This window comes from Exiguobacterium sp. R-17, assembly GCF_049913315.1.
In the GTDB taxonomy this organism is placed as follows: domain Bacteria; phylum Bacillota; class Bacilli; order Exiguobacteriales; family Exiguobacteriaceae; genus Exiguobacterium_A.
The window spans coordinates 537,198-552,875 of the sequence record NZ_CP184372.1 but is presented as its reverse complement, the minus strand read 5'-3'; the positions used below and the strand labels follow the sequence as shown (position 1 = coordinate 552,875).

Here is a 15,678-nt window from a genome sequence, read left to right as displayed (position 1 = left end):
CGGACTCACCTTTTTATTCGTTTAGATCGACCAGTTTCCGTCACGCATGACTGATTCACGCGTCCCGTCTGCAAGTTCTCCCTCAATTGATAGATCCGCGGATCCAATCATGAAGTCGACATGCGTCATCGAGTCGTTCGCACCTTGTGCTTCTAGTTCTTCCGCTGAAAGACTGGGACCATTTTCAAGACACGTCGAGTACGCACGACCAATCGCTAAGTGGCACGAAGCATTCTCATCAAACAACGTATTGTAGAATAAAATACCTGAATCAGAAATCGGAGAACGATGTGGTACGAGCGCGACTTCTCCGAGATACCGGGCACCTTCATCGAGTGAAATTAAATCATCCAATGCTTCTTGCCCCTGTTTCGCTTCCGCTTTGACGATTTTTCCGTCCTCGAACCAAAGAGTAAATTCATCAATCAAGTTACCACTGTAGCTGAGTGGTTTCGTACTCGAGACATGACCGTTAACACCTGTCTTCTTCGGTAATGTGAACACTTCTTCAGTCGGCAGATTCGCGATAAAATCAACACCATCTGCATTCGGACCACCGCCACCTAACCAAACGTGACGTTCTGGTAATTCAATTGATAACTCTGTTCCTGGCGCTGTATAATGCAATGTTTTGTATTTCTTCTCTGTCAGGAATTTCGCTTTTGAACGCAGATTATGATCATGATCCGCCCATGCAGCAACCGGATCCGCTTGATCAGCACGTGTTGCCTTCAAAATAGCTGCCCACAGTTCCTCAATCGGTTCCTCTGCATCAGGGAATACTTTCTTCGCCCAGCTTTCAGAAGGTGCTGCTACGACACACCAGCTGACATTGTCACTCATGACGAACTTTCGCCAATTGGCGAGAGCAATACCAGCTGCTTTATTCGCACGCGCGATTCGACTTGAATCAACACCATTTAATAAATCTGGATCTTCGCTGACGACCGATAAGAATGCTGTTTTTTCTTCTGCAAGCTGATCGTAACGTGCTTTTAACCAATCCGGGAATGTATCAAACGAGTCTTCTGGTGCATCAAAATAACGGATTTTCGTCATCTCATCATCTGACCATTGTACATATACTTGCGTAGCACCTACTTCATATGCTACACGTGTGATTTCGCGAACAAGTGGTAAGTTCTCGATTCCCGCTCGCACCTCAAGTTGTTGTCCTGGCTGTAGATTGATCCCGGTACGCACTGCTAAAGACGCGTACTGTTGTAATTCTGCTTGTGTCGGCATTATGTAATCCCCTTTCTTGTATCTTTATTTTCACGAAATAGTTGCAATTTTGCAAGAAATAAGGCGAAACTAGAAAGAGAAGAGAAGGAGGCATCATCATGGAATTCACACCCGGAGATTTTAAATCAGCTTATACGTATTTTCACCGACAGGCACTCGATCTCGTCGGTGATGAAAAAGCACAACAAGAATTGTTGATTCGAGCAGAAATCGGACTCGCACATCTGACACAAGATATCGCGTCTACGGAAAGTTCTGATATCGAACGCGAGGCAGAACTCGTCCTTTATTTCCAATTAAAACAACTACTCGAAATGCTTCGTGCCCTCTATCAGAAAAAATTCGAGATGCATGCAGAGCAAGAACAATTATTGCTAACGGCAGTTCTGTACTTTACGTCTCCTGTTGACGCCTTACCGGACGATAACGTCCTCGGACTCTTTGATGACGCACAAATCGTCGAGACGATTTACGAAGAACTCGCCGCAGATGTTGATCGCTTTCAACATATGGAATGAATGAAAAAGCAGCTGTCGCGACAGCTGCTTTTTCATTATGCATTTTGTTTAGAAGCGATATGAACCGGTGCCGTAGATTGACGTGATTCATCTATTTCTAGTTTTTCTTTATTCAACCACGTATAAATCATTCCCATGAAGACTGCTCCACCGATGATATTCCCAGCTAAAGCCGGTAAAAGATTGTGCATGGCTCCTGCAAACGTAATCGTATCCGGATGTGGCACGATTAATGCGATAGAGAACAATGCCATATTTGCGATGACATGATCAAATCCTGATGCGAAGAAGACTGCGACAAGTACCATCATCATCATGATTTGCGCTAACTCATTCTTCATGTTCTTCGGAATGAAAATTGCTAAACAGACCATCCAGTTACAGAAGATTGCCCGAGTAAAGATTTCCCACGTCGAATGATGAATTTTTGTTTCCGATACAGCAAACAACCAATTGTTCATTCCAAGTTCCTGTAAGATACCTGTTTGAGAGAAGAGTAGTGCGAATGCTAATCCTCCAAGACCATTTCCGATCAGACAAATCAACCAGACTTTCATCGTATCCATCTTCGTTGTATAGCCGCGCATCGTTGCCGTCGTGAAATACATCGTATTCCCTGTAAACAGTTCTGCACCGCCATAAACGATCAAGACGAGTGCCACTCCGAACGTCAATCCACCGACAAGTGTCGCGACAGGTGATTCTGCCATATACAGCCCATTAATTGCTTTTAAGGTAAAAATGATTGCAAATCCAATGAATATCCCCGCTAACATGGCACGAACTAAGTATTCGAGAGGACGCAGTTGTAGCATACGTGTCGACTTGATTGCTTTATTCCGTAATCCTTCTAATGCTTCTACCTCGTTCATTGTAGAAACCTCTCTTTCTTTTGTTCAACACTTCACAATGTTTATTCATTTATTATGATACTTCCATCTTAAGAGATGTTCAAGTCTTGAATCGACCTGTTTTATCGTTTTCATAAAAGAACGAGATGTAAACGATATCATTGTGTCGAGATTGTGAAAAATGCCTTTTCTTGCTTTATACAATTAATTAGTTTGAATCGAAAATCCTGATGCGAAACGCTCGAAAAAGGTTTGTCGTCTGGAGGCATCAAGCACATATCCATCGATGACGACACGATTAAAACGTCCAGACGATGACGTAGCGCGTTCGATGTCAGATGGTGTATAGATGTCGAACGCGCTACGATCTATCTTAAAATCAGCTTTCGAATAGGGATCGGTATAGTGAATTTCAAGATTGGTCAAGTCAGGAATCGTCGAAAATAAAACGAGCGTATGATGCATAAGTACTTTTGATAAGCGAGCGTTCAAGAAATCCTGATTCATTTGTAATGTACCAGTATCGGTCCCGATCCAAGCACGCCGTTCTTTGCCTGTGACGTCATAAGCGAGCCGTAACGACTCTCCTTCGACATCTACCTGTTTTAATTCTGATGAAAACGGGAGTTGTTCAGCTAATTGGCGAACAGCTAATGTATTCATCATGGAAGCACCGACTTGTCTCGCTACGAGATCACCATCATGCCAAATAGATCGTTGGTTTTCTTCGTCTGGTTGTTGAAAAAGACGAATCCCCACCAATACGCCTAAACAAATACAGCCTATAATCAAGAATGTTTTCTTCATTTTCATCACCTTCCTAAAAAAACTTACCCTTTTTCATCTTTTTTCATAAGAAGGGTTGAAATTTTATGCATATGGGCGTACTCTTGCAGGCAGATACTCACAGAAGGAGGAGCATGAGGTCACTCATCATAATGCCATGACTACAACACACCCACAGAAAAAGAGAGTTGAAAAAATCAGTTTTTTAATCATAGGTACGTTGCTGTATTCCCTGTACATCAGCTTACTACTATCTCCAAATGATATCGGATCAGGTGGTATCATGGGGATCACGCTTGTCATTCAAGAGCTTTTCCACACTCCAATCGGATTAACCCAATTGCTCTTAAACATTCCCCTTTTCCTTTTAGGTTTCCGTTTCTTACGAAAGCGATTCATGTTCTTATCTGGCATCATTGTCGTTGCCTCTTCTTTTTTAATCGACTGGATTCCGACTCAGATCGTTCCCGAGTCGTTGAATGATCCGCTTGTTGCCTCCATCTTTGCCGGTCTAGTCTCTGGTCTTGCAATGGCATTGATTTTCTTTGGTGGCGCATCGACTGGTGGACTCGATATTCTTGGAAAGTTTTTCTTTGCTCGTTTTCATAATTGGCCACTTCCTCGCATATTTCTGATGCAAGATCTTGTCATCTATATCTTGGTATGGTGGGTCTTCGATTTGAAACACGTTATGTATGCTCTTATCATGAGCTTCGTTCGCGCCAAAGCTCTTCAAACGGTTTACAGTTTTTATTCCGCTTCTAAGCAATGTATCATTATTTGCGAAAAGGCGGATGAAATAAATGAAGTCATCACAAAAGAACTTGGTCGTGGTGTGACGATCCTTGATGCACGGGGAGGATACTCCAACCGAACGAAGAAAATGGTCTATGTCGTCGTTCAAAATAATGAAATCGTCCGTTTGCAAGAAATCGTTTCTTCTGTCGAACCTAACGCGTTCGTTACGTTCTCAGAAATCCATACTGTTTTTGGGAATTATAAGGAACATTCGTATTCGTTTTAAACTCAAGCGCAGCCTAGCTGTGCTTTTTCTATTTCGTTTACTTTAAAACAGCTTCTCGTATTGCACCAGCTTTCCTGCTTTTTTATTAGGAATACTGATTTTTTTACTTTCTTCTCCCTATTCAAAAAATGGACAGGCTTCACTTTTTTTGCGATAGTAGTTAAGCTTATGACATGTCTATTTATTTAAAGGAATGATTGCATGCACTCACTTTGGCGTCAGCGTATTCTGCTGATCCTTTTGATCAGTTTATTCGCTTCTATCCCAATCATTTACGCCCTATCCGGTTATCGGACGATTGCAACGATAACAGAGCAAATAAAGGATCATGACATACCGTTAATCAATCAAGTGGACCAGTTGGTTGAACATAACCGAGATCGTGCCAATGCGGTGCGTGGTCTTTTATTGTATGAAGATAGTCGTTATCTCGAACAGTATTACTTTTCTACTTCTAAAATTCATGATTTACGAAACAGTCTAAATCAATCGTCGACCACGCCAGGAGCAATCAAGGATTTATTACGTCGCAATAATGTCTGGGAGTCCGAGATTGAACGAGTATTCGTCGTCTATGAGCGTCAGAGTCCAACGGCAGCAAAGCGCCTTGCCAAACAAACGACGCAAACGACACAAACGATTCTCGAGGACTTATCTCGTGTGAAAGATGATTTGTATAAGACACTTCAAGCAAAATTACAACAATCAGATACTTTAGTCGCTACATATAAATGGATGTGTCTCAGTCTCTCTATTCTGTCCTTTTTATTAATTAGTGCGACGATCTTTTTTTCCCACCGGTTCGCACCTAACAAGTCAGACGAATCGTCCTTAGAGTAAACGAAAAGCGCAGCCAAAGCTGCGCTTTTCGTTTACTCTAAAAATTATTCAGATACTGCTTTTCCCTCTTGTACATGCTCCATCGCCATATGAACAAGCGACGACACATGATGGTCATCTAAAGAATAATACACGACTTTTCCATCTTTACGAAACTTGACGAGCCCTTGTTTCAACAGGGAGCGAAGATGATGAGATGCTGTCGCAATCGAGCAGTCGACAGAAGCAGAGACGTCACAAACGCACAATTCCTCTTCGATCGTCAACGCATAAACGATTCGTAGTCGTGTCGCATCTGAAAGGATCTTAAATAATTTTCCGATTTCAAGCGTCGGAATCGTATCAACGACTTGTCCAATCTCAGACGCACGCTGTTCATCAATAGCAATCGTTTCACAACGGGGAATGTCCATGTCCGTCACCTCGTTTCTATTTCTATATTGCACCATGAGAAACAGGACATTTGCAAGTTCAGCGCATCCGCCTACGAATGAGCCAAAATACCAACCATCCCCCTACGTAATCACCGATATCCCAAACGATTCGATTTTGATCGACCGCACGTACACCGATATCGATGATCTTCGTACTCTCCAATCGATTCCTATAACGCTTACGTAATCGAGAAGGAATCGGGAGACGAAGCAGTATTCGATAATAGATGTCTAAGTGGGTGTGTCCCCAAATTTCTGTAGCGATCGAACTTGTCTTGATATACAACGGACGTTTGTAGCGTCTTTCATACTTTTCCTTCAGCAAGAGAGCCATTTCATAAGATACACGATTAGGACGCGGAAATAAAATTTTCCCCAAATGGTAGATCCCCCGATTATCCACGCGAATGATTTGTGGTTCCAATCGATACCGGATCCAATAGCCCCGAAAACGGATCGTCTGCCATTTCAATACAATCACCTCTGAACGGATTATACCCTGTTCTGAAGAGATTGATGCCATTCCCATACAGCATCTGTCATATGTTGTGCAGCACGTCGTCGATCTTCTTTAGCAAAAATTTCCGAGATGACCGCATATCCTTCTAATGGGATAGGAAGAGAAGCGACATTCGTTGCCGTAATTCCACCAATGCCGATTAAAGGTAAGCGCACGGCTTCGCGAATCGCTTGAAGCATCGTGTGTGACATCGAGTCGGCGTCTGCTTTCGATGACGTCGCAAATAGAGAACCTACACCTAAATAAGATGCTCCATCTCGTTCTGCTTCAATCGCTTGCGCGACGGTTGCTACCGATACGCCAATCACAGTGTTCGGTAAGAGACGTCGCGCTGCGGTTAGAGGAATATCTTCTTGTCCGATATGCAAACCAGCTCCGACAAGTAACGCAATATCAATTCGGTCATTGATAATCAAAGGAACATCATGACGATCCGTCAATCTCTTTAACCGGACTGCCTGTTCGAAGAATTCCTTTCCCTGCGCTGTTTTTTCCCGTAATTGTATAATCGTTGCACCACCTAAAATCGCTTCTTCAACGACCGTTTCGATTGCAACTCCCGGATGATATCGACGATCTGTCACCGCATAAATGGAATAATCAATTGACATGTTCTACCACCTCCATCAAATCTTGCTCCGTCATCAGACTGATTGCATTGAACAACTCTCGTTTGAAATTACCTAGACCTTTTTCTGATGCTGCCTGTTCTCCTGCTTTTCCCATGATAAATGTTCCGTGGACTGCTGCCTCAAACGCAGAATATCCTGCACCAAGAAAACTCGCAATCAAAGAAGCTGTCATACACCCCGTACCTGTGACGTCTCCGAGACGCGGCGTACCTACTTGTAGTTCCACTTCGCGCATGCCGTCCGTGATGTAGTCGATTGGACCTGTGACGACAATGACGGACTTTTGTTTACGAGCGAATGCACGAATGATTTCTCGATCCATGATCTCATCACTAGCAGCATCGACTCCTTTTGTTCGTCCATTCTCCCCAAGCAATGTCTTGATTTCTGAAGCATTTCCTTTAACGACCGTACATCCGAGTCTACTCAATTCTTTTGAAAAGGACGTACGCAATGATGTAGCTCCCGCTCCAACTGGATCAAGGATGATCGGAACGTTCAAGCGTCTCGCTTCGCTTGCGGCGAGTCGTTGAGCTGCTTGCATGTCTGCATCAATTGTTCCAATGTTCAAGACAAGAGCTTGCGCAAGTCGAACCATCTCTTCCACTTCGCGAATATCCTCCGCCATGACTGGAGATGCGCCAACGGCGAGTGTGACATTGGCGCAATCATTGATCGTGACTGTGTTCGTCAAATGATGAATGAGTGGTTTGTGTTTAAGAATGGTCGTAAACATGTGTATCCCTCCAAAGTGAATGAAAATGATGTGTCGGTCCAATCCCTTGTCCGAGAGCAAATCCATGACGAATCGCCTCTGTAACATACTTCTTGGCCTGACGTACACTGTCCGGTAAAGCTTCTCCAAGTGCCATCCGTGCCGCAATCGCTGCAGATAAGGTACAGCCTGTTCCATGAGTATGTTGATTATCTAACCGATCTGATGTGAAACGGTATTCCTCTTGCCCGTCCCATAATAAATCCGTGGCAGCTCCCGGTAGATGTCCACCTTTTAGCAAGACGGCTCCAGTCTTCATAGCCAACTGATGCATCGCCAGTCGCATCTCCTCTAGATTAGTAACTGACTGCCCTGTTAAGCGCTCTGCTTCCGGTAAATTTGGTGTGACGAGTGTCGCAAGTGGCAGTAACTCCGCGATTAGTGCTTCCTCTGCCTCCGTCCGCAATAGGGCATGCCCGCCTTTTGCGACCATGACAGGGTCTAGTATGATCGGAACTGTCTGTTTGCGAAGATGTGTTGCAATGACGTGAATCGTTTGTGCATTCGAGACCATACCGATTTTGATAGCATCCACACGAATATCTGAAAAGATTGAAGCTAATTGGGCATCAACGATTTCCGATGATAACTCTTCTACTGCTTGAACGCCCAGTGTATTTTGAGCCGTTACCGCCGTCAAAACACTCATCCCATAAACGCCCAATGCCGAAAATGTCTTTAAATCTGCCTGAATTCCAGCTCCACCACCGGAGTCAGATCCCGCAATCGTCAATACATGTTTCATATTTTTCTCACCTTTCCATCGAGCAATGTAAGGGAGTTGTTACCGACAAAAAAAGCGTCGACCGCTGTAAAAAAGCAGTCGACGCTATACGAAATCGTTATCCAACCATTTCGGTATCCGTTCGGCTCAACTTTCCTACGCTGGTATTATCCAGTTCAGGTAATAGGGTCGAAAACAGATTGGTTTTCCTCTCAGCCGGATTCCTCCAGCTCCCCTAGTTGCTCAAGTATTCATTTCGCCTTAACTGTAGCATAGCGGCAAGAAAAAAACGAGCCGAAGCTCGTTTTGAATTATAGGTATGCTAATGGATTAACTGCATTCAGAGGAGAAGAGGCACTGTACTGATAGCCTCCGACATGTAGTTCGAAATGCAAGTGTGGTCCTGTTGAATTCCCAGTACTACCAAGTGTTCCAACTTGCTGACCTTGAGAAACTGTTTGTCCTGCATGAACAGATAATGAACTCATATGAGCGTAGACTGTCGTATAGACTTTCCCGTCAAGGAAGTGAGAAATCATGACGTGATTTCCATAAGGCCCACCACCTGAAGCTGTAATGACCGTTCCAGCTGCTGCTGCGACGATTGGTGAGCCGACCGAACCACTGAAATCGACACCATTATGGAACGTATAGCCGTTCGCACCGCTTGCTGGTCCAAACCCTTGTGATACGCCACCAGAAGATGGACGAACGAATTTCCCACCGCTCGAAACAACGGGTGGGGCAACTGAAGTAGGTGATTCTGAACTCTTACCTGCTTGTTTTGCTGCTTGAGCATTCGCTTTAGCGGCTTTTTCAGCTGCTGCTTTCTCGGCTGCTGCTCTTTCAGCCGCTACTTTAGCTGCTGCCTTCGCTGCCGCAATCGCACGTTCTTGAGCTTCAAGTGTGGCTTGTAGTTCTTTCGCGTCTAGAAGTTCTGTCGTAAACTTCGTCTTACCTTTTCGTAATTTTTTAAGCGTAGCACTGCGTTCTTTCATTTGAACTTTCAACGCTTTTTTTTGTTCGATTAATGTTTTCTTCTCTTCAACCTGCTCCGCCTTTTTTTCAACGAGCGCTTGTTTTGCTTCCGCTAGCTTTTGTTGGGTTGCGATGTAATCCGAAATCATTTTATCATCTTGCTCCGCGATTTTTTTCCCTGCCATGACACGACTAAATAAATCACCTAAATCCTTCGATCCAAAAATGACTTCTTCCCATTTGATTGAGTTTCCATCGTTTTCTTGGAAGACACGTAGACGATCACCGAGTAGTTCTTCTTGTTTTTTCAACATCTCTTCGTAGCGAACGATGTCTGCTTTTAATTCATCGATTCGCAAATTCAATTTCTCGATTTGTTTATTTTTTTCGGAAATCTGAAAAATCTTTTCGTTGATCGCTGCATCGATTCGATTGATTTGACGTTGTTCTTTCGAAATTTTCGACTCTTGTTTTTTAATTGCTTTTTCTAATTTACGTTGTTCTGCGGCATTTTCAGCCTTTTTTTCTTTGATCGTTGCTGCTGCAATTGGTTGTGTTCCTGTTATAAGTAATGCTCCTAAAACAATGGTAGAAATTAGTTTTTTTAGCATATATCGTTTTCCTCACTTATGTTTTTCATATTTTATTATAGTATTCAAGTTTCTCTCATATCTGAAATAGATTATAGCACCCTAATCGTTTCAAAAAAATTTCATTTACATTTCAAATGAAAACGTTTTTTTGTAATATAATCATTTATTTTTTGAAAATCGCAAAAAAAGAACCGCTGCATAAGCAACGATTCTTTACTGTTTAAAACATCGTCATTGGGTTCACTGAGCTAGCTGGACCAGTTGCACTATAGCTGTATCCACCGACGTGGATTTCAAAGTGTAAGTGTGGACCAGTTGAATTCCCAGTACTTCCACGTAAACCGATTTGTTCACCTTGACTGACGCGTTGACCTGCGTGAGCATTGAGTGCGCTCATATGAGCATACAATGTTGTGTACGTTTTACCGTTTAATTGGTGAGCAATCATGATGTGGTTTCCGTAAGGACCACCACCTGATGCTGTAATGACTGTTCCTGTTGCAGCTGCAACGATTGGAGTTCCAACCGGACCACCAAAGTCAATCCCGTTATGGAACGTATAACCGTTTTCTCCACCTGCTGAGCCATAGCCTTGCGTGACAGCCCCAACCGTTGGATGGATGAACAGACCACCGGATGATGGTGACGGTTTAGGTGTCGCAGGTGCTGACGGTGTTGGCGCAGCTGGTGCTGGCGCAGGTGTAGATGCTTTTGGAGTCGATTGTTTCGTCGAACCAGAAGGTTTCGCGGCTTGCGACGCTTTCTCTTGTGCTGCCTGCTGAGCCGCTGCTTCTTTAGCTGCTTGTTGCTCAGCTTCTTTTTGAGCCGCTGCTTGAGCTGCTTCAGCTTCTGCTCGCGCTTTTGCTTCACGTGCTGCTTGAGCTTGACGCTCTTTTTCGATACGTGCTTCACGTTCACGTGCTGCCTTTTCAGCTGCAATCGCTTTTTCTTGAGCAATCAGAATTTGCTGGACTTCTTTTGCATCCATCAATTGTGTTTCAAATTTCTCTTTTTTCTTACGTAATTCTTTTAAGCGTTTGTTTCGCTCTTTTAATTGCGATTCAAGTTCTGCTTGTTGGCGTTTCAATTCTTGCTTTTCAACAACCAATTGTGCTTTCTTGTCTTTCACTTCTTGTTGTGCATCCGCTAATTGCTTTTGCGTATTTTGATAATCCGTGATCATTTTATCATCTTGCTTTGAAATCGATTTTCCGGCCATGACACGGCTAACGAGGTCACCGACGTTTTTTGCCCCAAAAATGACTTCTTCCCATTTAATCGAGTTCCCGTCATTTTCTTGCATGACACGAAGACGATCCCCAAGTAGTTTTTCTTGGCGTTTTAATTTCGCTTTATACTTTTCGATTTCCTTTCCAAGTTGAACGATTTCTCGTTCCGTCGCCTTAATTTGACGATCTTTCGTTTCGACAGCAAAGATCTTTTCATTCAAGGCTTCGTCTAATCGATTGACTTCTTGTTGCGTCTTAGAAATTTTTTGACCCTCCTGATTAACGGAAGACTCTAAGTTTTTTTGTTTTTTAGCATTGTCTTGTTGCTGTTGTTCGTTTTTAGCTTTCTGTTCACTTAAATCGTCAGCTGCTGCAAAATGAGGTGCTGATGAAAGAACTAGTGCGGAAACGATGAGCGACGCGAACGTTTTTTTCATGTAGTATTCCCTCTTTTTCTCTAGTAGTATGTCGATGAATTATATGGAATAACAGTTACGTTAAAATTAAATTCTATAATAGTTTTTCTTATTTATAGGAACGTTTTTGATTATAGCATTCATTCCTCTTCCATAATATTTCAGTGATATTTCATTTTAAATAAATTGTTCCTCTTCTATGTAATAGAAAATGATGGAAAACAGCTTCCCATTGCAACTTTGATTCATTTTTGGGAAACTGAAGCGAATGGAGGGAAACATCAGATGAAACTAGATCATACCGGCATCGCCGTTCGCGATATGCAAGAAGCAATCTCATTTTATACAAAAGTACTTGGTGGAACATTAACAAAAGAGTACTCAAACCCCGCACCTGGTGTCGCTTCCAACATCGCCGTCATCGAGTTCGATGATGCGCATATCGAGCTGTTGACACCAACTAGCCAGGATAGTCCAATCGCTCGTTTTTTAAAACAACGTGGAAAAGGAGTCCATCACATTGCCTACCGTGTTGATGATTTAGATCAAGCAATCGCCGAAGCAAAACAACAAGGCTTAACATTTTTAGAAGATACGTATCGAACGACGCCGTTTGGACGACGACTGATTTATATGAACCCTCGTCATTCACATGGGGTTATCACGGAACTCTGTGATTATCCAGAGAACTCATAAAAAAATCAGCACTGCGACAACGCAGTGCTGATTTTTGTTTTATACGATTAGCCGAGTTTTGCAACGATTTCTCGATTGAATGCAGGAATGTCATCCGGTTGTCGACTTGAGATAAAATTATCATCAACGACGACTTCTTCGTCCGCGAAATCTACTCCAGCATTTTCTAGGTCGATGCGAATTGATTTATAACCTGTCATTTTTCTTCCTTTAACGATTTTGGCGTTAATCATCAACTGAGGTCCATGACAGATCGAGAAGATCGGTTTTTTTGACATATCGAATTCTTCGACGAATGAGACGAAACGCTCATCTTCGCGTAGTAAATCTGGTGAAAATCCACCTGGTATCAAAAGGGCATCATAGTCTGCCGCCGATGTCTCATCAATTGAGAGATCAACGGTTACTTTTGCATCTTCCTGTTTACCAACAAGCTCTGCACCTTTTTTGGCACCAATGACAGTAATGTCGTGCCCCGCTTCTTTTAACGCATCAACCGGTCCAGTGAATTCTACATCTTCAAAATGATCGGCGAGTACGACTGCTACTTTTTTAGACATGTGATTCATCTCCCAAGTTATTTGAATTTAAATCGGATCTTCTCCGCGATCTCGTGGAGAAACCGGATCATCTGGCATCTCGTTTTTCCCTTTTAGGATTTCCTTCTGCTGCTCCTCTGTCAGTTTCCGTTCTTTATCAGACAGACGATCCCGTTCATCTTCCAATTTTTCATTTGGACGATCGGTTTCTTTTGGTGCCATCGAAAACCCTCCTTAAGGATGTATTCTTATAACGAATCGACGACTTTAACAGAAAGGTCAACATCGATGTTGCCACGAGTCGCTTTTGAATACGGGCAGAAATTGTGTGTCTTCTCAAGTAGTTCTTCTGCTTCTTCTTGCGATACCCCAACGACTTCGACGACGAGTTTCGCCGCAATTTTCACACCGTTATCCGCTTCGTCCTGTAAGAGGCTGACTTCTGAATTCGTCCGCGTCTCGACTCGTTTTTTCGCTTGGCGCGCCATCAAATTGTAGGCACCATCAAAACAAGCGGCATATCCTGCTGCGAATAACTGTTCCGGGTTTGATGTCGGAATGTCTTCTTTGCCTTTTGTTCCAGGCATGACTAAATCAAGATTAATGACGTTATCATCTGAAGCGACTTTCCCGTCGCGACCACCGACTGCAGATGCGCGTGAAGTAAGAATGACGTTTGACATGATAGAAAACCCCTTTTCCTGTTGAATTAAAAAAAGACTTTTTTGCCACATAAACAGTAATACCCGTCACTGGCGGAGATAAACACAAGGAGTGTTCAATCCCTTTACCCTGCCATTCTTTCAATAACGAAAAAAGACGATGAACTTAATGTCCATCGTCTTTTGATTTTGCTATTTTATCCGATATCCTCTGTTGCAACTTCTTCTTGATCAGGCAATTGAAGATAAATCGACTTCACTTGGTGGTTATCGACTTCCATGACCTTGATCGTATACGCTTGATAGCGGAATTCTTGACCACTTGATACTTCTGTATCCTGTGCCATGACCCAACCACCAATCGTATCAATATCTTCTTCTTCAATACCTAGGTTAAAGCGTTCATTTAAGTCATCAATCAAGACACGACCTGAAATCCGGTATAATCGCTCATGAATCTGTTCGATATCCGCTTTCTCATCTTTATCGAATTCGTCTCGGATTTCTCCGACGATTTCCTCCAATATGTCTTCCATCGTGATGACACCAGCTGTCCCTCCGTATTCATCAATGACGAGTGCCATTGGCGTCCGTTCCACCTGCATCTTCAGCATCGCGTCTTGAAGAGGTGAATACTCGGATACGATCGGCAAGTTGTGGATATAATAACTTAATGCTTTCCCCTTGTTCGCCATATGGTCCGTAAATAATTGTTTTGCATTGATGAAGCCAAGGATTTTATCCTTATCTCCTTCTTCCGCTACCGGATAACGTGTGAACTGATACTCTTCAACGAGACGAATAATGTCCTCCATCGATGCATCGTTCGAAATCGTGATTAAATCTGTCCGCGGTAACATGATGTCTTTCGCGATCCGCTCATCGAACGAGAAGATATTTTGCATGTAGGAAAGTTCGGTCTGGTTGATTTCTCCACTCTTGTAACTCTGCGTCATGATGATTTTAATTTCTTCTTCCGAGTGAACTTCTTCGTGACCAGCAGGTTCAACACCAAACAAACGAAGAATGACCCGGGCTGAACCGTTCAATGTCCAAATGAAAGGTTTCATGACCTTACCGAACCAATAAAGCGGTGGTGCGAGTAACATCGTGATGGCTTCCGTCTTTTGAATAGCCAAGGACTTAGGAGCTAGTTCTCCAAGCACGACATGAAGAAACGTTACAATTGAGAATGCAAGGACGAACGAAATGATCGTCGAAACGGAGTTTGGGATGTCGATTTCTTCGAACAACATACTGAGAATCGCACCTACCGTCGATTCTCCTAACCACCCGAGACCAAGCGCTGTCACGGTAATTCCAAGTTGACAGGCTGATAAATAATAATCCAAATTCTCAAGCAGCCTTTTCGCTACTTTCGCAGTCTTGCTTCCTTCTGTAATCAACTGATCGATTCGAGACATTCGCATTTTGACGACCGAAAATTCGGCGGCAACAAAAAAAGCGGTTAAAATGATGAGTAGTGCAATGACGAGTAGTCGAATAATGATCGTCGTCGTGTCGAATGTCTCCATTGAGTGTGTACTGTCCAATCGTTTCCCCGAAGAAAGGGGATTCACCTCCATTAATATAAAGCCAGATGCAAAGGCATCTGGTCGTTTACAGCAAAAAGAAGCTTTATTCTTTCAAAGCTTCCTTACTTTTTCATATTCATACTATAACGGAACTTTTGCAAAATGTGTACTTGAAGACACGATTTCAATCGATCAGACCACGTATAGGATGAAGATTACAATCATGAGCAACATCGCGATTCCCTTTAACAACGCACTTGATAAGATACCGAGAACCGTACCGATTCCTACTGAAACGGCTGTTTGCCATGTTTTTTTACTAATGATTTTTTCCGTCAAGATGGCAAAGACGAACGGGAAAATCAATAGTCCGATTCCTGGTAAAATAAACGGTCCAGCAATCAATCCCACTGTCGTCGCGATTTTAGCCGCTTGAGATCCTCCCCGTCGATCAACAGTGTAGGCGCTGACGAGATAATCCAGTGTGAACAAGAGAATGATAAAAATCGCTTGAATCACCCAAAAACTAATCGATAATTCAGAGAAACCGAATCCGAATCCATAAATCAAAAAGCCTACCACTAAAATCGGCGCACTTGGGATGATCGGATATACGAGTCCTGCAAAAGCGACGAGAAAACACACGACGATTAGACTCCATAATAAAATTGTCACTTCCAT

At 43.0% G+C, this 15,678-nt stretch carries 19 protein-coding genes and 1 riboswitch; of the genes, 4 read left to right on the top strand and 15 right to left on the bottom strand.

Annotated elements, in window-relative coordinates; translation table 11 throughout:
• Positions 1-21: 21 nt before the first annotated feature.
• Entirely contained in the window at positions 22-1,245 is a 1,224-nt protein-coding gene (locus tag ACN9MT_RS02905; RefSeq protein WP_035412507.1) for an aminopeptidase, read from the bottom strand.
• Between the two features lie 98 nt (positions 1,246-1,343).
• Here ACN9MT_RS02905 and ACN9MT_RS02900 point away from each other — a divergent pair, with 98 nt between their 5' ends.
• Positions 1,344-1,763 (top strand): YkvA family protein, encoded by a 420-nt coding sequence (locus ACN9MT_RS02900; RefSeq protein ID WP_035412504.1) that lies wholly within the window; start codon positions 1,344-1,346, stop codon positions 1,761-1,763.
• A gap of 35 nt (positions 1,764-1,798) precedes the next feature.
• Here the strand turns inward: ACN9MT_RS02900 and ACN9MT_RS02895 are convergent, their stop codons facing one another.
• Positions 1,799-2,635, bottom strand: a complete 837-nt coding sequence (locus tag ACN9MT_RS02895) for a formate/nitrite transporter family protein (RefSeq protein ID WP_035412502.1) — start codon at positions 2,633-2,635, stop codon at positions 1,799-1,801.
• A 183-nt stretch (positions 2,636-2,818) separates the two neighbouring features.
• Complete coding sequence (locus tag ACN9MT_RS02890) at positions 2,819-3,421, bottom strand: hypothetical protein (protein WP_426272745.1); 603 nt, start codon at positions 3,419-3,421, stop codon at positions 2,819-2,821.
• 136 nt (positions 3,422-3,557) lie between these two features.
• On the opposite strand from ACN9MT_RS02890, the gene ACN9MT_RS02885 reads away from it, so the two are divergent.
• Both ACN9MT_RS02885 and ACN9MT_RS02880 read left to right on the top strand, forming a co-directional pair.
• Complete coding sequence (locus ACN9MT_RS02885) at positions 3,558-4,424, top strand: YitT family protein (RefSeq protein WP_035412496.1); 867 nt, start codon at positions 3,558-3,560, stop codon at positions 4,422-4,424.
• A 201-nt stretch (positions 4,425-4,625) separates the two neighbouring features.
• Positions 4,626-5,264: a CHASE3 domain-containing protein gene (locus ACN9MT_RS02880; RefSeq protein ID WP_426272744.1), complete on the top strand. Its 639-nt coding sequence runs from the start codon at positions 4,626-4,628 to the stop codon at positions 5,262-5,264.
• A gap of 44 nt (positions 5,265-5,308) precedes the next feature.
• Here the strand turns inward: ACN9MT_RS02880 and ACN9MT_RS02875 are convergent, their stop codons facing one another.
• The 7 genes from ACN9MT_RS02875 to ACN9MT_RS02845 all read right to left on the bottom strand — a co-directional run bounded on the left by ACN9MT_RS02875 (position 5,309) and on the right by ACN9MT_RS02845 (position 11,586).
• Positions 5,309-5,677: an ArsR/SmtB family transcription factor gene (locus tag ACN9MT_RS02875; protein WP_035412491.1), complete on the bottom strand. Its 369-nt coding sequence runs from the start codon at positions 5,675-5,677 to the stop codon at positions 5,309-5,311.
• A 58-nt stretch (positions 5,678-5,735) separates the two neighbouring features.
• The gene (locus tag ACN9MT_RS02870) at positions 5,736-6,077 is read right to left on the bottom strand and encodes a hypothetical protein (RefSeq protein ID WP_426272743.1); all 342 of its coding nucleotides are present in this window, start codon (positions 6,075-6,077) and stop codon (positions 5,736-5,738) included.
• Positions 6,078-6,190: 113 nt separating this feature from the next.
• Positions 6,191-6,829, bottom strand: a complete 639-nt coding sequence (gene thiE / locus ACN9MT_RS02865; RefSeq protein WP_035412485.1) for a thiamine phosphate synthase — start codon at positions 6,827-6,829, stop codon at positions 6,191-6,193.
• Positions 6,819-7,586, bottom strand: a complete 768-nt coding sequence (gene thiM, locus ACN9MT_RS02860) for a hydroxyethylthiazole kinase (protein ID WP_035412483.1) — start codon at positions 7,584-7,586, stop codon at positions 6,819-6,821. Before thiM ends, thiE begins: the two co-directional genes overlap by 11 nt.
• Positions 7,567-8,370: a bifunctional hydroxymethylpyrimidine kinase/phosphomethylpyrimidine kinase gene (gene thiD / locus ACN9MT_RS02855; RefSeq protein ID WP_056063516.1), complete on the bottom strand. Its 804-nt coding sequence runs from the start codon at positions 8,368-8,370 to the stop codon at positions 7,567-7,569. The genes thiM and thiD overlap by 20 nt, the downstream gene beginning before the upstream one ends.
• Positions 8,371-8,485: 115 nt before the next feature.
• Positions 8,486-8,596: riboswitch (TPP riboswitch) on the bottom strand.
• 64 nt (positions 8,597-8,660) lie between these two features.
• Entirely contained in the window at positions 8,661-9,938 is a 1,278-nt protein-coding gene (locus ACN9MT_RS02850) for a murein hydrolase activator EnvC family protein (protein ID WP_290754054.1), read from the bottom strand.
• A 202-nt stretch (positions 9,939-10,140) separates the two neighbouring features.
• Positions 10,141-11,586 (bottom strand): murein hydrolase activator EnvC family protein, encoded by a 1,446-nt coding sequence (locus ACN9MT_RS02845; RefSeq protein ID WP_035412477.1) that lies wholly within the window; start codon positions 11,584-11,586, stop codon positions 10,141-10,143.
• A gap of 264 nt (positions 11,587-11,850) precedes the next feature.
• Here ACN9MT_RS02845 and mce point away from each other — a divergent pair, with 264 nt between their 5' ends.
• Positions 11,851-12,261, top strand: a complete 411-nt coding sequence (gene mce, locus ACN9MT_RS02840) for a methylmalonyl-CoA epimerase (protein WP_035412473.1) — start codon at positions 11,851-11,853, stop codon at positions 12,259-12,261.
• A gap of 47 nt (positions 12,262-12,308) precedes the next feature.
• On the opposite strand, the gene ACN9MT_RS02835 is transcribed toward mce, so the two are convergent.
• From ACN9MT_RS02835 to ACN9MT_RS02815, 5 genes are all read right to left on the bottom strand, one after another.
• A complete protein-coding gene (locus tag ACN9MT_RS02835) occupies positions 12,309-12,821 on the bottom strand; it encodes a type 1 glutamine amidotransferase domain-containing protein (protein ID WP_035412470.1) in 513 nt (170 codons plus the stop codon).
• Positions 12,822-12,848: 27 nt separating this feature from the next.
• Positions 12,849-13,022: a hypothetical protein gene (locus ACN9MT_RS02830; RefSeq protein WP_197026247.1), complete on the bottom strand. Its 174-nt coding sequence runs from the start codon at positions 13,020-13,022 to the stop codon at positions 12,849-12,851.
• 26 nt (positions 13,023-13,048) lie between these two features.
• A complete protein-coding gene (locus ACN9MT_RS02825) occupies positions 13,049-13,483 on the bottom strand; it encodes an organic hydroperoxide resistance protein (protein ID WP_035412467.1) in 435 nt (144 codons plus the stop codon).
• Between the two features lie 176 nt (positions 13,484-13,659).
• Complete coding sequence (locus ACN9MT_RS02820) at positions 13,660-14,997, bottom strand: hemolysin family protein (RefSeq protein ID WP_056063508.1); 1,338 nt, start codon at positions 14,995-14,997, stop codon at positions 13,660-13,662.
• 192 nt (positions 14,998-15,189) lie between these two features.
• On the bottom strand, positions 15,190-15,678 hold the full coding sequence (locus tag ACN9MT_RS02815; RefSeq protein WP_231496923.1) for a DUF456 domain-containing protein: 489 nt from the start codon (positions 15,676-15,678) through the stop codon (positions 15,190-15,192).